Here is a 22861-nt window from a genome sequence, read left to right as displayed (position 1 = left end):
TCAGCGCTCCGGGGACGGGGCGGCCGCGAGGTCGGCGATCAGCTCGTCCTCCATCTTGCAGGTGGCACCGATCAACAGCTCGAAGAGCGCGCGGGTGAAGTCCTCGGGCAGGTCGGCGGCCGCGCCCCGGGCGAGGTAGCGGGCGCGGACCTCGACGACCCGGTCGGGCTGCATCATCGGGATCTCGTGCTGGCTCTTGTAGCGGGCGACGTCACGGCAGACGTCGAAGCGCTCGCCGAGCAGGCGGGTGATCTCGTCGTCGAGCTGGTCGAGTCGCCGGCGGAAGGGTTCGAGACCACTCATGTCGTTGCTCCGTTCAGCAGCCCGGACGCGAACGCGTGGCTGCACTCGGCGAGGGTCGGCAGGCCGTAGCCACCCTCCTGGACGACGCAGATCGGCCTTCCCGACGCGGCGAGCAGACCGCCGATCCGCGCGAAGATCGAGGGCGGGAAGTCCCAGCCGCCGTGGGGGTCGTCGCGGACGGTGTCGTAGCCGAGCGAGACGACGATCGCCGCCGTCGACCGGGCGAGGTCGTCGATCGCCGCAGCGACCGCCGCGAGGTAGCCCGACGGCTCGGGCGTCCCGGTGAACTCGACGACCTGCTCGCGGACGCTGAGCGGGACGGCGCGTCCCGACGGCGCGTTGGCGACGGGGGACGAGTGCAGCGAGCGCAGCTCGATCCGGTCGATCGCGGCGACGACCGCGGCGGTGCCGTTCGGGTAGTGGAGGTCGAGGTCGAGGATCCCGACGCTCGCGACGCCCCGCTCCAGCAACGTGCTCGCGGCGGCCGCAGCGGTGTTGAGGTAGCAGTAGCCGCCGAACCAGGCCGGACCGGCGTGGTGCCCGGGCGGGCGGCTGACGGCGTAGGTGAAGCGGGCGCCGTCGGCGAGTCGCTCGGCGGCCGAGATCGCGGTCCGGACGCCCTCGCGGGCGGCGCTGACCAACCCGGCGGAGATCGGCACGTCGGGACTCATGCCGGGGGCGGTCAGCTCCGGCATCACGACTGGCTCGTCGGAGCTGATCGCGTCGAGCGCGTCGAGGTAGTCGGCGTCGTGCAGCGCGCGCAACGTCCGTTCGACCGTGGCGTCTCCGGCGTCGGCGGTCGCGTGCTCGACGCCCGCGTGCCGAGCCAGGCCGTCCCGCAGCTCGCGCAGTCGACGGCTGTCCTCGCGACCCGAGACGGGCTGGCCAGCCTCGATGATCCAGCCGACCGCAGCGTCGTGGGCCGGCTGCTGCTCGACCATCACGAGCCCGCTCACGAGAGCCACCAGCGCATCCGCGCGCCGACGATCTCGAAGCCGTTCCGGCGGTAGAAGGCCTCGGTCGCGGGAAGGCCGGCGAAGCGCGCCCGGGGAAGGCCGACCTCGATCTGGCCGATCCCGGCCTCGCGCGCGTGATCGGCGAACGCTCGCACCAGACGCCAACCGACCGCACGGCTGCGCCACGCCGGATCGACCCACAGGTCCTGGATCAGGCCGTAGCGGCCGGGAACGTGGATCGCCGTCGGCCAGCTCGCCCCGAGCACGCCGACGAGGGCGTCGGAGCCGGGGTCGGTCGCCACCAGCACGATCCCCAGCTCGGGATCGTCGACCAACGTCTGGACGGCCTGCTCCATCCCCACGGCGGCCGGCGGTTCGGCCCCCAGCTCGCGGAGCAGCGCGGCGACGGCAGCCGCGACGCGAGGCACGTCGCCCGTGGTCGCCACGGCGATCGCGACCTGGTCGGCCTCCGTCGTGGTGCCGCCGGACTCGGCCCCGGTGTCGTTCGCCGCGTTGCTCACGCCAGCTCCCGGACTTCGCGCGGGTGCTCGAGCTGGACGTCGAGGGTCGAGGGGTCGCCGTCGCCGGTCACGACCTCGGCGACGGCCGTCATCGGCGCGCGGGCCTTGAGCATGAGCTCGTCGAACTCGCCGGCCGGATCGGACTGCAGGACGATCGCTCCACCGGCGCCGATCGTGAGACCGGTGGCCTCCAGCACGATCGTCCGGATCACGATGCTGAGGTCGACCGAGCCGTCGAGGCCGAAGTACCCGAGGCCGCCCGAGTAGACCCCGCGGGCCGACAGCTCGATGTCGTCGATGATCTCCATCGAGCGGATCTTCGGGGCGCCCGTCATCGACCCGCCGGGGAAGCAGGCCCGGACGCACTCGACCGGGGACCGGCCCTCGTCGAGCGTCCCCGTGATCGTCGAGGTCATCTGGTGGACCGTGGCGTAGGGCTCGAGGACCATCAGCTCGGGGACCGTGACGCTGCCGACCTGGCAGACCCGCCCGAGGTCGTTGCGGAGCAGGTCGACGATCATCAGGTGCTCGGCCTGGGACTTCTCGTCGCGCCCGAGCTCGTCGCGCAGCGCGGCGTCCTCGACCGGGTCGTCGGAGCGGGTGATCGTGCCCTTGATCGGGCGGGCCTGGACCGCGCCGTCGGTGCTGACCGAGATGAAGCGCTCGGGCGACGAGCTCACGATCGCGGTCTCGCCGAGCTTCAGGTAGGCAGCGAACGGCGACGGGTTCCGTCGCCGGAGCACGCGGTAGAGCTCGAACGGCTCCGGGGTGACCGGGGCGGTGATCCGGTTGGTGAGGCAGATCTCGTACGACTCGCCGGCGACGAGCGCGGCCTGGCAGCGGGCGACGTCGGCGAGGTAGTCCTCGCGTGCACGCTCGCACCGGAACGTGAGCGGCTCGCCCGTGAGCGACACGCCATCGTCGGCGACCGGGACGGTCGACGCCGGGGCGGCCGCGGGATCGAGCAGCGCCTCGCGCACGACCCGCTCGGCCTCGTCCAGCCAGCGCTCGGCGTCGGCTCCGTCGTCGCCGGAGAGGGCCATGAGCTGCGTCCGGTGACCCTCGTGGTCGACCGTGATCAGCCGGTTGGCCCGCATGAAGTGCGCGTCGGGGAGGCTCGACCGGTGCACGTTCGGCGAGCCGGCGTCGGCCTTGCACTCGTAGCCGAGGTAGCCGACGAAGCCACCGATCGGGCCGTTCTCGTGGCCTTCGGGGAACGCGACGGTGTGCTGCCCGAGCTCGCGATCGAGCAGATCGAAGATCGAGAGTCGCTCGACGCGCTGGCCGTCCGGCCCGTCGATCTCGACCCGGCCGGTGTTGACGTCGTAGGTGAGGATGCAGCGCTCGGCTCCGGCGGAGGTGCCCAGGTAGGAGCGGCGGGCGAGCGTGGTCGGTGCGTCGGCGCTGTCGAGCCAGAACGCGTGGCTGGCGTCGGCGAGCAGCCGCTCGAAGACGGCCTCGGTCGACGGCTCGCCCTCGATCGTGCGGGTGTGGAGCCGGAGCGTCGCCTGCGGCGGCTCGCTGGGCTCCGCGGGCTCCGGCGTCCGGGGCGCCGGCCGGGGAGGAGTCGGCGCGACGGGCGCGCGGGTCCCGGGGCGCGGACTCGCGTGGCGCTCGGCCATCGCGTAGAAGTTCTCGAACAGCTTGCGGCCGTACTCGGTCGCGATCGACTCGGGGTGGAACTGGACGCCGCACATCGGGCGGTGCAGGTGCTCGATCCCCATCACCACGCCGTCGTCGGTCCACGCGATCACGCGGCCGTTGGGCCCGAGCGACCCGGTTCGGACCGCGAGCGAGTGGTACCGGACGGCCTGGAAGCGCTGGGGGATGTCGGCGAAGAGCCCGTCGGCCACGTGCTCGATCGGGCTCAGCCGCCCGTGCATCGCCAGCGGCGCGTTGGTGACGGTGCCGTCGAGCCAATCGCCCAGGCCCTGATGGCCGAGGCAGATCCCGAACAGCGGGGTGGTCCCGTGGCGGAGGACGTCACGGCAGACGCCGAAGTCGTGCCACCGCTTCGGTCGTCCCGGCCCGGGCGAGAGCACGACCGCGTCGAAGTCCCAGCGCGAGAGCGCCTTCCACGAGACCGCGTCGTTGTCGATCACGACCGGGTCCTCGCCGGAGACCCCGGCGAGCAGGTGGAACACGTTGTAGGTGTACGAGTCGTGGTTGTCGATCAGCAGCGTCCTCATGGCGCTGCGGAGAGGCCGAGACCACGCTCCACCTGGTCGAGGGCGACCCGCATCACGCGCTCGACGTCGGGCGAGCGCTGGTCCTTCACGTACCAACGGGCCAGGTGCGAGGCGTGCTGGGCGATCGGCGTCACGTCGAGCTTCCCGATCGCGCCACGGAGGTGGCAGCGGAAGAGCTCCGACTGGACGACCGCGAAGCGGAACTCGGGGTCGGTGACCGGGTCGCCGACGGCCTCGGTCCGGCAGACGTGGGCACGAGCGCGGGCCAGGTCCCAGCCGAGGCTCTTGCCGTCCTCGAGGAAGTTGGCGGGATCGAAGTCGACCGCCTTGCCCGTCGGCTGCAGCAGGAAGTACCCGAGCGCGACCTGGGCCGCCAGCGCATCCGGGTCGTCGAGCCGGGACCGCTCGGCACGCAGCCGCGGGTCCGCGTCGATCTGCTCGTCGATCTGCTCGATCAGCTGGTCGATCAGGAAGGCCCCCTCCTGGCTCGAGGCGAGCCGGGTGCCGCCTTCGGCGACCAGGCCGTGGAAGACGGTGTGGGTCGGGTGCGACTCGACCTCGGCGCCGTTGGCCAGCCGGGCCATCAGGTCTTGGCGGCAGGTGACGTGGGCGACCCACTCGCCGCCGCAGACCTGGATCGAGGTCATCTCCTCCAGCTCGGGGGCGACCGTCCAGTAGGCCAGCGCCCGCATGTGCTGGGTCGAGAGGCCGTCCGGGCGCACGAGCGGCATCTCCTCGAGCTCGGAGCGGCCGGTCCGGTAGATGACCACGCCGTCGTCGCGCGTCTCCATCGCGCCGGCGCGGAGCCCGGCGTCGCTCAACTCGCTCATCTCGTCCAGGAAGTCGGACTCGAAGATCACCCGGTCGAAGGAGATGCCGAGCCGGGCGAGGGTCTTCCGGTGGCCGGCCAGCACCCAGGCGCGGGTCTTCGACCACAGCTCGAGGACCGCGGGGTCACCCGCGAGCACGCCGTTGACGATCGCGTCCGCGCTGTCGTCGTGCATCTCCGTCTCGCGGTCGAGCGAATCGGCGACCGGGCCGCCGTTCCCGTTCCGCGACTTGATGTACGAGGCGTAGCAGTTGCCGACGAAGTGATCGCTCTTGCCCGGGATCTCGTGCAGGACGTGCAGGTCCTTGCCGCTCCGCATGACGCCGGCCATCGCCTCGCCCATGCCGCGGCCGATGTCCGAGAGCAGGCTCCGGCGTTCGATCCGTGCGCCCGCGGAAGCCAGCGCCGCGCTCAGGGCGTGGCCGATCGCGAGGTTGCGCAGATGGCCGACGTGGAGCGCCTTGGTGGTGTTCGCGCCCCAGAAGTAGACGGCGGTCTGCTGCCCGCGGGCGAGGTCTTCGTTGCGGGCGATGACGTCGGCCGGCGAGGCCAGGCCGGCAGCGGTCGAGGCGACCCATTCGTCGCTGAGGCGTATCTGAACGGCGCCGCTGTTGCGGACGAGCATGTCCACGTACGGCTGCTGCTCGATCTGGTGGAGGGCTTCGAGTGCTCCCTCGTGGTGCTGCCAATCCTTGACCTGCGGAATCAGCAGCAGGTCGACATCCGACTGGGGAGCGAATGGCGCTCGTGGAGCCCAGTACGGGCCCGGAATCTCCGGGCCCGCAAGCAGCTCTAGTCGGTCGAAGAGATTCGGCTCCATGGTTGACAAACACGCCCTATGACAAGAAGCACACCAGCCGGGGCTCGAACCCGGATCCTCGAAGTACTAGTTCGGTCCTTTAACCTATTAAGGTACTGGTGCTTGCGGGAGACTCAGTTGCGTCTCCGTTGAGGCAACTGTAGCGGACGTCACTGTTTCGCGCAACCCAGTTTTAGAGAAGGTTGTGAGCTAAGACCATGGGTATTTGTCCCTGAGGTCCCGCCATTACTAGCGCCCGCGTTGATGCCGTATATGGCGCTGTGGAGCGCGCGCATTCCGGCTCTGCGACTGGGAGTCCGGGATTCGTGATCGCCATACCACATCTGTCGACAGGGGGCCGCCTTTGCCTAGGCGAATGTTGAATTGCCCCGGGGGGCCGGTTCGGCTACCGTCGCGTGCTCGGTCGCTATGTCGGTCGAAGAAGAGTGTGTATGTCGCCCGTCTCGCACGAGTAGAGTCATGGCGGGCAGAGTTCCGTCGCGTTTCTGGTCTTGGGAAGGTCGGGAGCGGCGGCTTTGGGGTGAGCCCGGTCCGATTCGGTGAATCGAGGTCGGTGCTGGGGATCGAGCAGGTCGACCATGTGCTCTCGCGCCGGTCGACGGATTCGAGAGAAAGGCGTGAGTGACGATGCACCTGGGTACGGCGTGGGCCCGCGGAGGGCAGGACTTCTATCGAGCACGGGTGCCGCTGGCGGCCCTCGAGCAGCAGGGCCACACCATCGTCTGGCCAGCGGAGGACGGCGGCGGCTTCGACCTCGCTCGGCTCTCGCAGTGCGATGTGGTCCACGTCCACCAGTGCCTCGACGCTGAGGCTCGCCTGGTCCTCGAGGCGCTGACCCGACGCGGCGTGGCGTTCACCTGGGACGGCTGGGAGGGCTGCGTGCCGGAACCCGATGACGGCTTCTCGCTCTCGTCGCCCGGGTCCGGCGTGTCGCCGAGCGACGGTGCGGTGGCGCTGTGTGCCCCACCGGCGGCGAACAGTCGTCGCGGACGCCTGTTCGAGCACGCGATGCGGGTTGCGCGATGTGCGCAGGTCGTCACCGTGCCGAACGAGGCGCTGGCGCAGCGCTACCGCGAATGCGGGATCGAACGGGTCGAGGTGATCCCGGACTGCCTGCCGGCGGCTCCGCGACAGCGACGGCGGCACGAGGGGATCGTGATCGGCTGGGTCTCCGAGTCCGGACGACCAAGCGATCACGAACAGCGGGAGCTCGCCGAGGTGCTGCCGCAGATCCAGCGAGCCCACCCCGACGTCTGGGTCGAGTGCGTCGGCATCGACCTCGAGCTCTCGGAGCGGTACCGGTACCACGCGGATGGCCGCTCGGACGACCTTCCCGGCCGGCTGGCGCACTTCGACATCGGGGTCGTGCCGTTGGCCGACACGTCGCGCAACCGCTCGCGCTCCGATGTCGCGCTCAAGGAGTACGCCGCCTCGGGCGTTCCGTGGCTGGCCTCCCAACTCGGCGCCTACGGGGGCCTCGGGGAGGCTGAAGGCGGAACCCTGGTGCCGCCGGGCGGCTGGTTCGACGCGCTCGATCGCCTGATTCGGGATGCGGACGAGCGGCGGCGCCTGGCGGAGCAGGGGCGGACCTGGGGTCAGACGCAAACTGTCGATCGCGTCGTCGGGCGTTGGGAGGCGGTCTTCCGCGAGGCCGTCGACCGTCGCTACGTCTCGCCGGTGTAGGGCCTCAGGGCTTGTTGGGCATGATCCGCGATGGCTTGATGTCGAGGCCCTTCGCCAGCTTGCGCAGCGACTTGTAGCTCATGTTCCGGGTGCCGCGCTCGACCTGGCTGACGTAGGTCCAGTGCAGGCCCGCGCGGCGGGCGAGCAGCTCCTGGGTCAGGGAGCTGTCCGTTCGGAGCTTGCGAACGTGGGCGCCGAGGGCCAGCAACTCGGGATCCTTCTCCTTCGCCCCGGACGCGGCTTCGGACTTCTTGAAGGTGGCCATGGCGATGGATCAACTCACGGTGCAGATCATTGGTCCAGAGCCGATTGGCCTAGGCGGACGAGCAAATACGGTAAACCGAACGAACGATCGGGGGATTCCCGAACGCCCGTCAGGCAGGGCCGAATCGCCCGTTCGTGCGGGCCTGGTCGCTGCTCCGGCGCTGGTGGCCGGGCCCGCCGTGGGCGCCGTCGCAGCCTCGGCAAGATCGTGCAGCCCCGGCCCGCCCCATCGGCGTCTTCGGGCGGGTCTACGGCTTGTCGGGCATGACGCGGCCCGGGGCGACGCCCAATCCCTGGGCGAGCTTGCGCAGCGAGGTGTAGCTGGTGTTGCGCACGCCGCGCTCGACCTGGCTGATGTAGGTCCAGTGCAGATCCGAGCGCTTGGCCAGGACCTCCTGGGTCATCTTCGCCTTGAGGCGGAGCTCGCGGATGTTGGCGCCGAAGGCGACGAGCTCGGGGTCCTTCTCGAGGTCGCCGTCGTCTTCCGGCTCGTCGCTTGCGGCCTGGTCCGCCGCCGCGTCGTCGGTGTCGCCGGTTGCCCGCGGCTCGTCGCCGGCGGGCGGCACTGGGGTGCCCGCGGCCTCGGGGTCGTTCGCCCCTGAGGCGGCGTCGTTGGCCCGCGGCTCGGCCGCGTCGTCCTGGAGGATGGGGTCCATACCGGTAGATCTATCGCAGGTCCAGACGGTTCGCCTAGAGGCGATCGGTCTAGTTCCGTAAAGATCTCAGCGTCGCCGTCGCCGGTCGACGTTCCCCGGTCGACCGCGGCTGCGGCTGCGGTTGCGGCGCCGAACGAAGCGGCCCGGCGTACACGTCACCCCGCCCGAACGGCGGGCGCGTACCGGTGCGGGCGGCGGATGCCCCGGGCGATCGAATAGATTTGCCGCGCCTATGTTCGGGAAGATTCTGATCGCCAACCGCGGTGAAATCGCGATCCGCGTCATGCGGGCCTGCGAGGAGCTGGGGATCGCCACGGTGGCCGTCTACTCCGAGCTCGATCGCGACGCCCTCCATGTACAGCGGGCCGATGAGGCGTACCTCCTCGGTGCGGCCGCGCCGTCGGAGAGCTACCTCAACGTCGATCGGATCGTCGAGGTCGTCAAGCAGTCCGGGGCCGACGCGGTCCATCCCGGCTACGGCTTCCTCGCCGAGAACGCCCCGTTCGTCGAGCGGCTCGAGCAGGAGGGCATCACCTTCATCGGACCGCCCGCGTCGGCGATCGACGCGATGGGCTCGAAGACCAAGGCCCGCGACCTGATGCAGAAGGCCGGCGTCCCGATCGTGCCCGGCACGACCGAGGCCGTCGACACCTACGAGGACGCGCTGCGGATCGCCAACGACGAGATCGGCTTCCCGGTCGCCGTCAAGGCCGCGTCCGGCGGCGGCGGCAAGGGCTTCCGCGTCGCGCTGACCGAGGACAAGCTCAAGGAGGCCTTCGAGGGCGCCTCCCGCGAGGGCGAGAAGTTCTTCTCCGACGGCACCGTGTACCTGGAGCGGTACCTGCCGAACCCGCGCCACGTCGAGGTGCAGATCATCGCCGACAAGCACGGCAACTGCATCCACCTCGGCGAGCGCGACTGCTCGATCCAGCGGCGTCACCAGAAGCTGATCGAGGAGGCCCCCGCCCCGCCGTGGGTCGTCGACGAGGCGCTTCGCCAGAAGATCGGCGACATCGGCATCAACGCCGCGAAGGCCGTCAACTACGTCGGCGCGGGCACGATCGAGGGCATGCTTCAGGACGGGGAGTACTTCTTCCTCGAGATGAACACCCGCGTGCAGGTCGAGCACTGCGTGACCGAGATGGTCACCGGCATCGACATCGTCAAGCAGGGGATCAAGGCCGCCGCCGGCCTCCCGCTCGACTACAAGCAGGAGGACGTCGTCCTCCGCGGGCACGCGATCGAGTGCCGGATCAACGCCGAGTCGGCGCCGATGAACTTCGCCCCGACCCCGGGCGCGATCGGCGACTACCTCGAGCCGTCCGGCCCGGGCATCCGCGTCGACTCCGGCGTCGGCGCCGGGGGCATCGTCTCGCCCCAGTACGACCCGATGGTCTCCAAGCTGATCGCCTGGGACGCGGACCGCGAGCAGGCCACGCAGCGGATGCTCCGCGCGCTGTCGGAGTACAAGATCGAGGGCCTGACGACCCTGCTCCCGTTCCACCAGAAGATCATGGCGACGGAGAACTGGGCGACGGCGTCGACCTGCACCGAGCTGCTGGAGGACAAGGACTGGCTGAAGTCCTGCGTCCCGGCCGAGGTGGTCGTCCCGATCGACCAGGACGAGGACGAGACGGTCACCCGCGACTACCAGGTCGAGGTCTCCGGTCGGCTGTTCGGCGTCAAGGTCCACGGCGCGGCCTTCGGTCCGGTCGCCGGTGTGGCGGTCGGCAACGGCGCGTCGGCTGGAGCTGGCGGCGGCAAGAAGAAGCGCTCCGAGCGCAAGAAGGCTGCCGGCGGTGGCGCGGACGATCTGCCGTCCCCGATCCAGGGCAACATGTGGAAGGTCGTGGCCAAGGAGGGGCAGGAGGTCGCCGAGGGCGATCTGATCTGCATCATCGAGGCCATGAAGATGGAGAACGAGATCATGGCCCACAAGGCCGGCACGATCACGGCGATGGCCGCCAAGGAAGGCGAGCCGATCAACACCGGCGACCTGATCGCGACGATCAAGAGCGCCGAGCCGGCCGCCGAGTAGCCGTCGGCGCCCCTGGTGGCGCCGGCCTGGCCCGCTAGCCGGGCCGCGCGTTCTCTTCGAGGTTTGCCACCGATGCGGTGGTCAACCGCGAAGAGAACGACGGGCGAGGCTCCCAGAACGACGGGCCAAGCGGCCCGCGCTCGCTCACACCGACACCAGTTCCCTCACCGCCGCCGCGAACAGCTCGTGGTGGCGGTCGACGTCGGCTGCGGTTGTCTCCGGGCACATCAGCGCCATGTTGTGGAAGGGCGTCAGCAGGACCCCGCGGTTGGCCAGGTAGACGTGCAGGAAGTCCTCGAGGTCGGCGTCGGCCGAGCCGGCCGACTCGGTGCCGTTGCGCGGGGCCGGACGGCGGAAGCGGTACTCGGCGCGGGCACCGAGTTGCGCGATCGACCACGGCAGGTCGTGCTCGTCGATCACGGCCTGGACGCCGGTGGTGAAGCGGGTCGCCAGCTCGACCATCCCGACGAAGGCCTCGTCGGTCAGGACCTGCTCGAGGGTCGCGCGCATCGCCGCGACCGAGATCGGGTTGCCGGCCAGGGTCCCGCCGACGCCGCCCATGTCGACCAGGTCGAGGTCGGTACGGGCGGAGACGCGCTCGGCCAGCTCGGCGGAGAGGCCGTAGGCGCCGCAGGGGATCCCGCCGCCGAGCGACTTGCCGACGGTCAGCACGTCGGGCTTCAGGTTCCAGAGGCCGGTGGCGCCGCCGGGGCCGGCCGAGAAGGTGTGGGTCTCGTCGTTGATGAGCAGCGTGCCCGCCGCCCGGGTCAGCGCGCGCACGCCCTCCAGGTAGCCCGGCTCGGGGAGCACGATCCCGATGTTCGTCAGCGCGGGCTCCATCAGGACCGCCGCGACGTCGCCGTGGGCGAGCTCGCGCTCGAGCCCCGCGAGGTCGTTGAACTCGGCGACGCGGCTGGTCAGCGTGACGTCGCAGGGCGCGCCGACGTTGCCCGGCCGGCTGGTGCCCTCGCCGTCGGGACCGACCACGATCAGCGACTCGTCGACGCTGCCGTGGTAGCAGTAGCTGTTGACGAGGATCTTGGAACGGCCGGTGATCGCGCGGGCCAGGCGGATCGCCCAGCGGTTCGCGTCGGTCGCGGTCAGCGAGAAGCTCCAGAGCGGCAGGCCGAAGCGACGGGCGAGCTCGGCGCCGACGGCGGCGGCGTCCTCGGTCGGCATCATCGCGGTCGCGCCGCCCTGCTCGCCGAAGCGCGCGTTGACCGCTTCGACGGTCGCCGCCGGCGAGTGTCCGGCCATCGCGCCCGTGTCGCCGAGGCAGAAGTCGATGTAGTCGTGTCCGTCGAGGTCGGTGATCCGGGCGCCGCGAGCGCCGGACAGGTACAGCGGGAAGCCAGCCGCGTTCTTGTTCATCCACGTCATCGGCACCCGGCCGAAGAGATGGGTCGCGTCGTCGTACGCGGCGCGCGAACGCGGGTTGCGGTCCGTGAAGGCGTCGCGCTCGCGCTTCAGGAGGGTGGACAGGCGAGCTTGGTCGATGATCATGGGGTCCTGGCGGACCGCGACCGAGGATCGGTCCGCCGTCGGCCGCGTTCATTCTCATCGGGCGCGCGCCGGCTGGCAACCGGTCGTTTGACGGGTCGTCGACGGGCGGCGCGTCGCGCGTGACCCCACCGATTGGATCCGGGGGCGCGGAGACGGGGCACACCGGATTCTCGCTGGGGCAACGGCCCCCCTTGACGTTCACCGCGGAAGGCGTATAGTTGCGGTTGCAACTTCTTCCGATCACGATCCCTTCCGATCCCGGAGACACGCCATGAAGATCGACGGCATCCACCACATCTCGACCATGACGGCCGACGGCCGCGCGGCGACGGAGTTCGTCACCGGCGTGCTGGGCCTGCGGCTGGCCGCGAAGACGGTCAACCAAGACGCGCCGGACATGTACCACCTGTTCTTCACCGACGAGGACGCCAGCGCCGGGTCGGACCTGACGATGTTCGAGTCGCGCGGCATGCCCAAGGGCCGCGCCGGCGCCGGCATGGTCCACCGGATCGGCTTCCGCGTCGCCGACGCGGCCGCGATCGGCTTCTGGGAGCAGCGGCTGACCCGCTACGGCCTGCCGAACCACCGCGAGGGCGACAAGCTCGTCTTCGAGGACCCGGAGGGCCTGACCTTCGAGCTCGTGATCGACGCGAGCGGCGATCCGCCGCTGCGCGCCAAGCACCCCCAGGTCCCCGAGGACGTCGCCCTGCGCGGGTTCTCCGGAGTTCGCAGCTACAGCCGCGTGCCCGACCTCTCGGCCCAGGTGCTGACGGGCGTGCTCGGTGCGCAGACGGTCGACGGGCCGGCGGGCGGCACGGAGGCGGAGGCTGACGGCCCGACGGTGCTCGGCCGCTACGAGCTGCGGAGCGACCGTCGCGGCGGGATCGTGACCCTCGACGCGGCCCCCGCGGAGCGTGGGCTGCAGGGCGCCGGCACGGTCCATCACGTCGCCTACGGGATCCGGCAGGCGGACTACGAGGCGTGGCTGCCCCACGTCGAGCAGTCCGGTCTGCGGACCTCCGGCCTCGTCGACCGCTTCTACTTCCACTCGATCTACTTCCGCGAGCCGGGCGGCGTGCTCTACGAGCTGGCCACCGACGAGCCGGGCTTCGAGGCGCGCAACCCGCGTGAGGAGTGGGGCATCAAGACGATCCTCCCTCCGTGGCTCGAGGAGCACCGCGCCGCGATCGAGCAGAACCTGCAGCCGATCCCGAACCCGCGCGAGGAGTGGGCGGGGGTCTAGTCGGCTCCGTAGTGTCGGCCCTCCGGTGCGATCGCGCGATCGCACCGGAGGGCCGTTTGTCGTTGTGCGGCGCGATCCGGCAGTCGGCCTGGACGAAGGTATGAACCTTGGGTCTCGTCGTAGCCGCGGGGCTCGTCGCGGATGGGTCAAGGGTGAATGGCTGCCTGTGTGTTCCGTGACCGGAGTCCGGTAGTGCGCCTGCCTCGGCCGACTTGTGCCGACACCCTTGGCCGTGCGGCCATCTCGGAATTCGGTGTCGGCAGCGAACGCGCGGTCCGGGTTGGCTGTCCGGCACGCCTTGGCTGCCATCAATTGGTCCTGGCGGCTGGGTTTGTGTTCGTTCGACCGAGCACCGTCTGCTCGCGAGCGCTCGACGCAGACGGGGTGGGTGAGAAAGATCCCTCCCGCCCGCGGAATGCGGCCTCCGGACGGCCTTTCGCGCCTGGTGGCACGCTGCTGCCGATGTAGCGTCGCTCCCAATTCAGCCAACAAGGTGATGGGTTTGCCGGACGTCGGTGTGCGTAGGGAACGCGGGGAACGGGACGCGAAGTGCGCGCCCAATCCGCCGCAGCGGGCAGCCACCCGCGTCTCTCCGCTCCGCGCGCCTGTCGGTCCGATCGCCTGCTAGCGGGCGGCCCGTGGTTGCCCGAGAGATCTTGATCGCTGCCCCTTTTGGTCTTGGGTCGACGGTCGGGGAACAAAGATGGTCCGGCGTGTCCTGGTTTTGCGGTTGTCGAAGCACGGTCGTGCCGGCTATCACAACTCGTTCGGCTTCTGGTCGAACTCATACAGGAGAGAGATTATGTTTGGTACCATCAAGAAGAAGTTGGCGCTGGCCGCGGTCGTGGCTGCGGGCGCGCTGGCCGTTCCCGCGGCCGTGTCGGCCCAGACGCCGGTGCCGCCGCTGCCCCCGGGGGCTACGCAGGCCTTCGCCTCGATCAACGGGACGACCCCGATCACGGCGCCGACGACGCGGACCTTCTCGGGCTCGGTGACCTGGACGGCCGCAGGCGGGGTCACCATCACGTGCGGCTACAAGGCGAGCTACCTCGTCAACCCGGGCGGCTTCGGGTTCGTGCAGGCGATCACCTTCACCCCGCTTCCGTGCACGACGAGCATTCCCGGATGCTTCGCGACGGTGACCAGCGCTCCGGCCCCGAACAACACGTGGGGACGCCGCCTGATCCGGTGGCCGGGTGGCGCTCCCGGGCCCGGGAGCTACGACATCGTCAACGCGGCGCTCCGGATCGTCTACACGGGAGCGTGCCCGCTGCCGATCGGGGTGCCGTACGACTGGACGGGCGTGCTGTGGTTCTTCGGCGCGCCGTTCGGGGGCGGTCCCGTCTCGGGTACTGGCCTCACGCCGCCCAACAACGTGCTGAGCAACCCGACCTTCGGTTCGTCGAGCGTCTCGGCGTGGTCGCCGGTCATCGACCCGGGTCAGCCGCCGCTGTTCATCCTGTAGGCGCAGGGTCGGGCTGCCTCGGGTGACCGGGGCGGCCCGGGTGACCGCTCTGAAGTCACGGGGTGGCGCGGGAACGCGCCACCCCGCGGCAGTGTCGAGCTCGCCCCGGGGGTCTCGGGGCTGCAGCAGGGGGGCGGCGCATGACTGTCCGCTAGGTCTTGATTGCCGCCTGCGGTTCTGGGGCAGCAGGATCCGGCGCTCTTCTCGGGTTCGCTGACGCTCGACGCGGGCCAGCCGGTGCTGTTCGTCGTGTAGGAGGCCGAGCGTGGTACGACGACCATCGCGCGGCGATCGACGAGACCTCCAGTCGATCCCGATCGGCGCGAGGGTGGTCGGCGGCCTGACCGTCGCCACGGGGGCCGAACCGATCAAGCGTCCAGGGAGGTCTGGACGGCTGTTCGGACCGCGCAGATCGGGAGGGGTCCGCTGCTCCGGTGACCGCATGGTTGGCGGAGCTGCTTGCCGTGGGGCGTGCGTGAAGCGTCGACGGAGATGCTCCCAATAGCGGAGAGCTGCGCCGGCGGTCGGGCATGCGTGGCGGTGATGTGCATACCGTGCACCAAGTCTGTAAACAAGCTGCAAACCTCGGTGACTCGTGAGCCGGAACGGCCGAACGGCCAGTCTCAGCCGGGCATCGCGCTCGGCAGGGGTGCTAGAGGGCCCTTGGCCGCGAGTTCTGCCTGAGGCGTCTTCAGATCGGGCGGGGCCCGGATCACGTGATTCTCCAGTGCTGATCGGCATTCCGTGCCGATGCTGCCTGGCGGTAGTGGTGGCCGCACGCCGCACGCCGCTGGTGGCGCCGCGCGCGGCCGAGGGTGTTGCCGAGAGCCGGAAGACAGCAGCGTCCGCCATCGAACACATTTCGACCTGGCGGCTTGACACTCCGCCAAACGCTCCTGTAGCTTCGTTTACGTGCCCTGAAGGACGGGCACGCGTTGTGAGTTCACCGGGGGAGGAGTAGGCGAGCGTACGGATGACTCTTTGCAGTCGATGGCCCGGGCATCACGCCGGGGCGATCTCTCTGCGGGAGTGCGTGCTGCTCGACGGCTGCGTGCTGCCAGTCACCGTGCTGGACAGTCCTACATCCGCATCTCGTCACGCTCGGGCACTGCCCGGAGCGTGAATCAGCAGTAACCGAAGCGTCCGCGTCTGAAAGCAAGGACGCCCCGGTCACCATTGACACGTCCAGCATCGCTGGACCTACTCAGGAGTAAATCACATGTTCAGCAACATCAAGACGAAGTTCGCGGTCGCTGCCGTCGTCGCCGCCGGCGCCGTGGCCCTGCCGGCCGCCGCGCAGGCCACCTGGACGCCCTCGGGCGCCCAGACCGCCGCCGGTCAGCTCTCGATCACGGTGGATGCCAACGGGGTCAAGACCCAGTGCACCACCGTCACCGCGAACCTGACCCTTGCCGCCACGGGTAGCGGCGGCTCGGTCACGGCCCTCGGTCTCGCCGGCTGCAGCATCACCAACCCCGGCTTCTCGTCGTGCATCGTGAACGCGACCGCGACGGCCAGCCCGCTCGCGCCCTGGACCCTGCTGGGCAACCCGACCGCGGGTACGGTCGGTATCAGTGGCGTCCAGTTCGTCAACAGCTACACGGGCGGGACCAGCTGCCCGGTCAACGGACTCAACGCCACGGTCTCCGGTGCCATCACCGGCGCTTACGACAACAGCGACAGCACGCTGACCTTCACCAACGCGACCGGGCTCTCCAGCGTCCAGGTCGGGACGGTCAAGGTCAACGGCGTGCTCGAGATCTCCAACGGCGTGCAGCTGTCGTAGGGCACCAGTCCCACTGAAGTACAGAACAACTAGCGCCCCCGTGGAGGGCGTCGAGCCTGCTCGACGCCCTTGCGGGGGCGCCGCTGTCGATGAACCCATCGCCTCGGCGCCCGCAGCAGGCCGGTGGGTCCACAGCCTTCCCAACAGCACCGATCGTGTTGACAACGGCTAGCAGCCACCCAGAGCAAGGACAAGCATGCAGCGATCAGCAACTCGTACGGCCCCCCGGCAAGCCCCAGTAGCACCCACGATCGCGCACGTGTGGCGCCGCGGGCTCGCTGGCCGTACGGCGGCCCTGCTCGCGGTTGGCGTCGGGATTGCGCTCGCCGGCCCGGCCTCGCAGGCGTCGGCATTGCCCGCCGACCGAGGCTACGAGATGGTGAGTCCGGAGTACACCCAGGGCGGCAACAGGATCTCGCTCAACGCGCTGACGGCGGACGGGAGCTACGGGATCCTCAACTCGGCGGGCATCTTCGCGGGAACGCCCGGCATGGTGGCGGCCGGGGGCAGCTACGCGGTGCGGCGAACGCCATCGGGTTGGGTCACGGACCCGATCAATCCCGGCGCTGAGCAGTTCCCGAGCTACGAGGGAGGAGCGGTCGCCGACACCTCGCCTGACTTGCGGACGGCGCTCTGGCAGGTACGGACCGTCGCCGAGAAGAACAGCGCTCGCGCCAGCTTCTACACGCGGGAGGACGATGGCTCGGGCCACGGTACGTGGCGTCGGTCGAGTCCGTCGCTGCTGCTCGAGGGGCTCATCCTTGCCGGCACGTCGGCGAACCTCGATACCGCGCTCCTGCAAGCCTATGACGAGCGCCCGGCGCTGGACGACGGCACCGTCGACGCGAGGTTGACAGGACCGGGACGCGGCAGCCTCTATCGCTCCTCTCGCCGCGTGGACGGAACGGTTGCGCTCGAGCAGATCGCGTATCTCGGAGGCGCGACGATGTTCCCCAAGTGCGAAGCGAACACCGGAGGGGTCGGCACCACGAGCCGGGGCGCAGTCTCACCGGACGCGAGCACGGTGTTCTTTTCGATCACCGGGGCCACGTCGGCGTGCAAGGCACCTGCTGCGAGCCGGGCCTGGGCCTGGGTGCGCGGTCAGGGAGTGATCGATCTGTCCGCTTCGCGGTGCACGACGGCGTGCGGTGCGGCGGCGACGGCGACCTTCGAGGGGGCGTCCCGCGACGGTCGCCGGGCCTACTTCACCACCACGCAGAAGCTGATCGACGCCGACGGAGCGTCCGCCGATCGCAGCAACCTGTACGAGTACGACTTCGACAGCCCCGGGAACGAGTTGCGGCCGGTCACCGTCGGCGCGACAACGGCGGGCGCCGGTGTCGTGCGCGTGATTCGCGTGTCCGAGGACGGGTCGCGGGCATACTTCGTCGCCAGCGGGCGCGCGCTCGCCGGTCAGAATGCGCGGGGAGAGAGCCCTCAACCGGGGGCGAGCAACCTCTACGTCTCCCACCGCCCGCCGGGGGCCGCTGCGAGCACGATCACGTTCGTTGGGGCACTCGCCGCTGGGGATGCCAGCCTGTGGGGCCCGGACCTGGGCCGTCAGGCATTCGCCGGCTCGGCCTCCGGCAGGTTTCTTGCGTTCAGCAGCCGGGCGGCGCTGACCGCCGACAAGCTCGCCGGTGACGTTCAGCCCGACGTCTACCGCTACGACGCCGAGGCGGACGAGCTGCAACGGGCGTGGAGTCACGACGCACCGCACAACGGCGCGGCGCGGAGCGCGGGCAGCAGCGTCATCGGCTCAGGGAACGCACCCAACCAAGCAACGCAGCTCGCGTGGGAGGCAAATCGGAGCGTGAGCGACGACGGCAACCTCGTCTACTTCACCACCGCGGAACGGCTGGATCCTGCCGACGAGAACGACGCTGAGGACGCGTACCTCTGGGATGCGCGGACCGGCGCCGTGGATCTGATCTCGGCCGGGCGGGGAACGACCCCGACCGAGGCGGGAAGCATGACCCCGTCGGGCAGCGACCTGACGTTCACCTCCGCCCACCCGTTGGTCGCGGCGCACACCAGCACGGCGTTGACCGCCTACACGGCGCGCGTCGGTGGCGGCTTCCCGGACACGGAAGCGCCGCCGCTTCCGTGCGTCGGCGAAGCCTGCCAGCCCCCGGCGCCGGGCCCGCCACCCTCGCCGGACCTGGGGTCGTTGGGCCTGACGGGCCTGGGCAACCTCGTGCCGCCCGCAACGCCGCCCGCGATGCAGATCAAGCTGACCAAGCCGAAGACCGTCCGCGGCACGCGGGCGACGGTGCGGGTCGCCGTCCCCGGCGCCGGGCGGCTGACCGCATCCGGCTCGGGTCTACGGCAGACGGCGAAGTCGGTCGCCCGGGGCGGGACGTCGACGATCGCCGTGCGGCTGACGAAGCGGGCGACCGCGACGTTGCGGCGCAGCGGCCGAGTCAACGCCAAGCTGCGGGCCCGGTTCCGCACGAGTGACGGACGGACGGCCACGGCGACCGTGCCGGTGTCGTTCCGTTCGACGAAGAAGACATCGAAGCGCTCGTCGGCGACGACCGCGAACGGAAAGCGGAACGCATGAGGGGCTCACGAGCGATGCAGGAGAGCAGCCAGATGGTTGACGGCCACACAGTGCGAGGCGACGATGCCAGGGACGCCCAGCCGCGCGCTCGGCGTGGCCGGCGACCGCGGCTCGCCCGGATCGCCGCGCTGACGCTTGCCGTCGTCGCGTCGAACGTGGCCGTGGCCGCCGCGGAGCCGCCGCCGCCGGGTTCGACGTTCGACCTGACGTCGTTCACGACGTCGGTGCTCGACGCGGACGGCAACGATCTGACCCAGGCGGCTGCTCACCCGAGCACGGCCACGGCGGAGTTCGCGTTCACCACCTACACCAGCACGGAGCAGAATCGCGAGGTCCCGGTCGAGGACGTCAAGCAGGTCATCACCGACCTGCCGCCCGGGTTCGTGGGCAACCCCCAGGTCGGGCCGAAGTGCGCGCTCGACTTGCTCCCCAGCAACGCCTTCACGCCCTCACGGTGCTCGGATGACAGCGCCGTCGGCGTGGTGACCATCACCGGCGGGATCTCGATCGACCGCGCCGCGGTCTACAACATGGTTCCCGAGCGTGGGTACCCGGCCCAGTTCGGCTTCAGCGCGCTCGGCTACACCTACATGTTGTACCCGGAGATCCGCAGCGACGGGGACTACGGCCTCACGATCAAGGTGCTGGGGGCGCCGTACAACCAGCACCGCGCGATCAGCCTGACCTTCTGTGGCAACGGTGCGGAGAAGTCCGGGGGCGGTCTCTCCCAGATCTTCGAGTGCTACGAGGAGGGGGCGCCGGGAGCCTCGGCCAAGCCGTTCTTGACCAACCCGGTCACGGAGTGCACCGACAAGCCTCCGACCACGAAGCTGTCGGTCGACAGCTGGGAGCACCCGGGAGTCTTCAAGAGCCGGGAGTTCGCGTCGCCGCTGATCACCGGCTGCGATCGGCTGACCTTTGAGCCATCGGTCGACGTCACGCCGACGGTCAAGCAGCCTGACGCGCCGACCGGCCTTGATGTCGACATGACGTTCCCGCAGGAGGACAATGCAGAGGGCTTGGCGCCGCCGGCGTTGAAGAAGGCCGTCGTCACGTTCCCTGAGGGCATGACCATCAACCCCGCGGGTGCTAACGGCCTGCAGGCGTGTGCGGACGAGGACCTGAAGCTTCGCTCGAAGGAGCCGGTCCGCTGTCCCGATGCGGCGAAGGTCGGCACGGTGACCGCGAAGTCGCCATTGCTCGACGAGGAGATCACGGGCGGGGTCTACATTCGCTCGCAGAACTCGGGCGATCCGGAGTCCGGGGAGATGTTCCGGATCGCGCTGGTTCTGGAGAACGAGGAGCGTGGGATCTCGATCCGGCTCCCGGGCTCGATCCGGGCGAACAAGGACACCGGACGGCTGGAGACGACGTTCGACAACAACCCGGAGCTGCCGGTCTCCGACCTGAACCTGCAGTTCAAGGGCGGGCCGAACGCGCCGTTGGCGTCGCCGCCGACCTGTGGTGAGAAGACGGTCGACTCGCAGCTGACCTCGTGGGGTGGCCAGACGGTCACCCGCAAGAGCACGTTCCGGATCGATTGCACGCCGGGTCTTGGAGCTTTCTCCCCGTCCTTCAGTGCGGGCGCGGTCAACCCGATCGCCGGCGCTTCGTCGCCGTTCGCGCTCAAGATCGGCAAGCCGGACGGGAACGCGGACCTCAACGGTCTGCGGCTGGAGATGCCCGAAGGGCTGCTGGCCACGATCAAGGGCAACCTGGGTACGCGGGTCGGCACGGCGACGGTCGGGGCGGGCCCCGGCTCGAGCCCCTACTGGCTGCACGGGCCGGTGGTGCTGGAGGGGCCGTACGGCGATGCGCCGTATAGCCTGCGGGTGACGGTGCCGGCGAAGGCCGGACCGTTCGATCTCGGTGACGTGGTGGTGCGGCAGAAGATCTACGTGGATCCGCACGATGCGCACGTGACGATCGTGAGTGATCCGTTGCCGACGATCGTCAAGGGTGTTCCGGTTCGGTTGCAGAACCTGAACGTGGCGGTCGATAAGCCGGGGTTCATGCGCAACCCGACCTCGTGTGCGGAGAAGACGATCAGTGCCACCCTCGGTGCGGCCGGTGGCCAGACCGCGGCGGTTAGCTCGCGGTTCCAGGTCGGGGGCTGCAAGGATCTGCCGCTGAAGCCGCAGCTGACGCTGGCGATGACCGATCCGAAGGCGACCACGCAGAACAAGACCACGCCGTTCTCGGCAACGGTCACGCAGACCAGCGACGAGACGGCCCTGAAGAAGGTCGTCGTCACGATGCCGCCGACGCTCTCGCTGCTGGCGGATAACGCGCAGGCGCTGTGCAAGCCGGCGGAGGCGGCGGTGAAGAACTGCCCGAAGGGCTCGATTGTCGGAAAGGCATCGGCGACCACGCCGCTGCTGGACGAGCCGCTGACCGGCGACGTCTACTTCGTCGAGGGCACGCGAGTCACGGCGTCGGGCAAGGTGACGTCGGCGCTGCCGAAGCTGTGGGTGGCGTTGCGCGGGCCGATCGCCCTCGACCTGTGGGCGGACACGGACGTCAAGAACAACCGGCTGATCAACACGTTCGGGTTCGTGCCCGACGCGCCGATCGCCTCGTTCAAGCTCGACATCTTCGGCGGCAAGAACGGGATCCTGGCCGTCGCCCAGAAGGACGGCAAGGCGAACGTCTGCACCGGCGAGCAGGTCGCGGACGCGGTCTTCGACGGGCAGAACGGCAAGCAGGTCCGCCAGCGGACCCGGGTGACCACCCCGTGTGGCTTCGGGATCGTCTCGCAGCGGTTGTACTCGACGACGGTCAAGGTCCGGGTCGGTGGCCTCGGTCACGGGAAGCTGACCGTGTCCGGCAAGGGGATCAAGAAGACGACCCGCACGATCAAGTCGTCGACGGTGGCGACGGTGTCGGCGAAGCTCACGGGCTCCGGCAAGCGGTCCTACAAGGGCCGCAAGGCCCTGAAGCTCCGGGCGACGTTCACGCCGACGGCGCCCAGGGGTACCGCGACGAAGGGGAAGCCGCAGTCCCGTACGGTGACGGTCAAACGAGCCGCGGCCAAGCAGGCGAAGAAGGCCGCGAAGAAGTCCAGCAGCAAGAAGTAGTAGACCGACGGCTCATCGGGAGGGTCGGGCGATGCGGGAGTCCCGTCCCGCGCCCGGCCCTCCGATGGAGCCGTATCCAGCAGAGCAGAACGGTGGTGTGTGATGTCCCGGCGGAGTCGATCAGCGGACACGGAGCGGAGGGCGCGAATCGTGCAGGCGACGATCGACGTCGCCGCGACGGTGGGCTTCGCGGCGATGACGGTGTCCGACATCGCGGCCACCGCGCAGATCGGTCGGCGAACGTTCTCGTGGTACTTCCCCGACAAGCTGGCAGCGTTCGAGGTCGGCTACCTCCAGATCACCCAGGAGTTGCGCCTCGCGGTCCAGACCGCGTTCGACTCGGAGGCAACGCCGGTCGACCGGACGCGGGCATGCCTGGTCGCGGTCGCCGACTTCCTGGCCGAGGACCCGGCTCGCGCCGAAGTGCTGCTGGTCGAGGGGCACTCGGCCGGGCCGGCGATCGTCGAGATCCGGGCGGAGACCATGCGCCGCCTGGTCCAGTTGCTGGTCGAGACGACCAGCGAGCTCCCATCACCGGGTGGTGACCGACAGGTGGTGGCCGAGACCCTGGCCGGTGGGCTTCACGAGATCGCCTACTCCCGGACCCTGCGTGGTGAGGTCCACCTGCTGCCGATGCTCGCCCCCGAGCTGGTGCAGACGGTCCTTGCCGCGTATCTGGGATTGGAGGGAGCGCAAGCGGTGGTCGACGTCGACGGTGCGGCCGTGGCCGCGGGTGGTGAGCGTTGGCGGGAGGGCGAGGCGCCATGCGCAGACCGGGTGGAGTCGCACGACAGCAACGGGTAGCCGGCCGAGCGATGGTGGGCCGGTGCCATCGGTGGGTACAGGCATGAAACCGCCCGCGCGGCGGAGGGAATCCCTCAGTGGCGTGTGGACGCTCTACTATGGGACGCCAGGTCTCTCTATGTCCCGTCGTAGTCGCCACCCGGATAGCGATCGTCGTCGTC

Annotated in this window: 16 protein-coding genes and 1 tRNA gene; 8 read left to right on the top strand and 9 right to left on the bottom strand. The window is 69.9% G+C overall.

The features are described 5' to 3' along the window. From ACVUH9_RS21525 to ACVUH9_RS21500, 6 genes are all read right to left on the bottom strand, one after another. A complete protein-coding gene (locus ACVUH9_RS21525; RefSeq protein WP_475760777.1) occupies nucleotides 1-303 on the bottom strand; it encodes a chorismate mutase in 303 nt (100 codons plus the stop codon). Continuing rightward, complete coding sequence (locus tag ACVUH9_RS21520; protein WP_475760775.1) at nucleotides 300-1268, bottom strand: arginase family protein; 969 nt, start codon at nucleotides 1266-1268, stop codon at nucleotides 300-302. The genes ACVUH9_RS21525 and ACVUH9_RS21520 overlap by 4 nt, the downstream gene beginning before the upstream one ends. After that, entirely contained in the window at nucleotides 1256-1780 is a 525-nt protein-coding gene (locus ACVUH9_RS21515; protein ID WP_475760773.1) for a GNAT family N-acetyltransferase, read from the bottom strand. Before ACVUH9_RS21515 ends, ACVUH9_RS21520 begins: the two co-directional genes overlap by 13 nt. Further along, the gene (gene pabB / locus ACVUH9_RS21510; RefSeq protein ID WP_475760771.1) at nucleotides 1777-3969 is read right to left on the bottom strand and encodes an aminodeoxychorismate synthase component I; all 2193 of its coding nucleotides are present in this window, start codon (nucleotides 3967-3969) and stop codon (nucleotides 1777-1779) included. The genes ACVUH9_RS21515 and pabB overlap by 4 nt, the downstream gene beginning before the upstream one ends. Next, on the bottom strand, nucleotides 3966-5618 hold the full coding sequence (argS, locus tag ACVUH9_RS21505) for an arginine--tRNA ligase domain-containing protein (RefSeq protein WP_475760769.1): 1653 nt from the start codon (nucleotides 5616-5618) through the stop codon (nucleotides 3966-3968). The genes pabB and argS overlap by 4 nt, the downstream gene beginning before the upstream one ends. Nucleotides 5619-5647: 29 nt before the next feature. Continuing rightward, nucleotides 5648-5720 (bottom strand) — tRNA-Thr (locus ACVUH9_RS21500). 519 nt (nucleotides 5721-6239) lie between these two features. On the opposite strand from ACVUH9_RS21500, the gene ACVUH9_RS21495 reads away from it, so the two are divergent. Further along, on the top strand, nucleotides 6240-7301 hold the full coding sequence (locus ACVUH9_RS21495; protein WP_475760767.1) for a glycosyltransferase family 4 protein: 1062 nt from the start codon (nucleotides 6240-6242) through the stop codon (nucleotides 7299-7301). A gap of 4 nt (nucleotides 7302-7305) precedes the next feature. On the opposite strand, the gene ACVUH9_RS21490 is transcribed toward ACVUH9_RS21495, so the two are convergent. Both ACVUH9_RS21490 and ACVUH9_RS21485 read right to left on the bottom strand, forming a co-directional pair. Then, a complete protein-coding gene (locus ACVUH9_RS21490; protein WP_475760765.1) occupies nucleotides 7306-7566 on the bottom strand; it encodes a helix-turn-helix domain-containing protein in 261 nt (86 codons plus the stop codon). A gap of 247 nt (nucleotides 7567-7813) precedes the next feature. Then, nucleotides 7814-8221, bottom strand: coding sequence for a helix-turn-helix domain-containing protein (locus ACVUH9_RS21485; RefSeq protein ID WP_475760764.1), 408 nt, complete (start codon nucleotides 8219-8221; stop codon nucleotides 7814-7816). A gap of 232 nt (nucleotides 8222-8453) precedes the next feature. On the opposite strand from ACVUH9_RS21485, the gene ACVUH9_RS21480 reads away from it, so the two are divergent. After that, nucleotides 8454-10259 carry an acetyl-CoA carboxylase biotin carboxylase subunit gene (locus ACVUH9_RS21480; protein WP_475760762.1) on the top strand — a complete coding sequence of 602 codons (1806 nt, stop codon included), beginning with the start codon at nucleotides 8454-8456 and terminating at the stop codon, nucleotides 10257-10259. Nucleotides 10260-10403: 144 nt separating this feature from the next. Here the strand turns inward: ACVUH9_RS21480 and ACVUH9_RS21475 are convergent, their stop codons facing one another. Then, on the bottom strand, nucleotides 10404-11762 hold the full coding sequence (locus ACVUH9_RS21475) for a transaminase (RefSeq protein ID WP_475760758.1): 1359 nt from the start codon (nucleotides 11760-11762) through the stop codon (nucleotides 10404-10406). A 271-nt stretch (nucleotides 11763-12033) separates the two neighbouring features. Here ACVUH9_RS21475 and ACVUH9_RS21470 point away from each other — a divergent pair, with 271 nt between their 5' ends. From ACVUH9_RS21470 to ACVUH9_RS21445, 6 genes are all read left to right on the top strand, one after another. Beyond that, nucleotides 12034-13005, top strand: a complete 972-nt coding sequence (locus ACVUH9_RS21470) for a VOC family protein (RefSeq protein ID WP_475760756.1) — start codon at nucleotides 12034-12036, stop codon at nucleotides 13003-13005. A gap of 802 nt (nucleotides 13006-13807) precedes the next feature. After that, complete coding sequence (locus tag ACVUH9_RS21465; protein WP_475760754.1) at nucleotides 13808-14470, top strand: hypothetical protein; 663 nt, start codon at nucleotides 13808-13810, stop codon at nucleotides 14468-14470. 1219 nt (nucleotides 14471-15689) lie between these two features. Further along, nucleotides 15690-16256 (top strand): hypothetical protein, encoded by a 567-nt coding sequence (locus ACVUH9_RS21460; RefSeq protein ID WP_475760752.1) that lies wholly within the window; start codon nucleotides 15690-15692, stop codon nucleotides 16254-16256. Between the two features lie 259 nt (nucleotides 16257-16515). Beyond that, a complete protein-coding gene (locus tag ACVUH9_RS21455) occupies nucleotides 16516-18819 on the top strand; it encodes a hypothetical protein (protein ID WP_475760750.1) in 2304 nt (767 codons plus the stop codon). 161 nt (nucleotides 18820-18980) lie between these two features. After that, nucleotides 18981-21896 (top strand): hypothetical protein, encoded by a 2916-nt coding sequence (locus ACVUH9_RS21450; RefSeq protein WP_475760748.1) that lies wholly within the window; start codon nucleotides 18981-18983, stop codon nucleotides 21894-21896. A gap of 150 nt (nucleotides 21897-22046) precedes the next feature. After that, a complete protein-coding gene (locus ACVUH9_RS21445) occupies nucleotides 22047-22700 on the top strand; it encodes a TetR/AcrR family transcriptional regulator (protein ID WP_475760746.1) in 654 nt (217 codons plus the stop codon). Nucleotides 22701-22861 lie beyond the last annotated feature (161 nt).

This window comes from Patulibacter ginsengiterrae (assembly GCF_056269115.1).
The sequence above is the reverse complement of the archived record's forward strand: the minus strand, read 5'-3'. Positions and strand labels throughout refer to the sequence as shown.

Coding starts and splice junctions, on each gene's coding strand:
- ACVUH9_RS21525 (WP_475760777.1), bottom strand. CDS start 303: ATGAGTGGTCTCGAACCCTTCCGCCGGCGACTCGACCAGCTCGACGAC.
- pabB (WP_475760771.1), bottom strand. CDS start 3,969: ATGAGGACGCTGCTGATCGACAACCACGACTCGTACACCTACAACGTG.
- argS (WP_475760769.1), bottom strand. CDS start 5,618: ATGGAGCCGAATCTCTTCGACCGACTAGAGCTGCTTGCGGGCCCGGAG.
- ACVUH9_RS21490 (WP_475760765.1), bottom strand. CDS start 7,566: ATGGCCACCTTCAAGAAGTCCGAAGCCGCGTCCGGGGCGAAGGAGAAG.
- ACVUH9_RS21485 (WP_475760764.1), bottom strand. CDS start 8,221: ATGGACCCCATCCTCCAGGACGACGCGGCCGAGCCGCGGGCCAACGAC.
- ACVUH9_RS21480 (WP_475760762.1), top strand. CDS start 8,454: ATGTTCGGGAAGATTCTGATCGCCAACCGCGGTGAAATCGCGATCCGC.
- ACVUH9_RS21475 (WP_475760758.1), bottom strand. CDS start 11,762: ATGATCATCGACCAAGCTCGCCTGTCCACCCTCCTGAAGCGCGAGCGC.
- ACVUH9_RS21470 (WP_475760756.1), top strand. CDS start 12,034: ATGAAGATCGACGGCATCCACCACATCTCGACCATGACGGCCGACGGC.
- ACVUH9_RS21465 (WP_475760754.1), top strand. CDS start 13,808: ATGTTTGGTACCATCAAGAAGAAGTTGGCGCTGGCCGCGGTCGTGGCT.
- ACVUH9_RS21460 (WP_475760752.1), top strand. CDS start 15,690: ATGTTCAGCAACATCAAGACGAAGTTCGCGGTCGCTGCCGTCGTCGCC.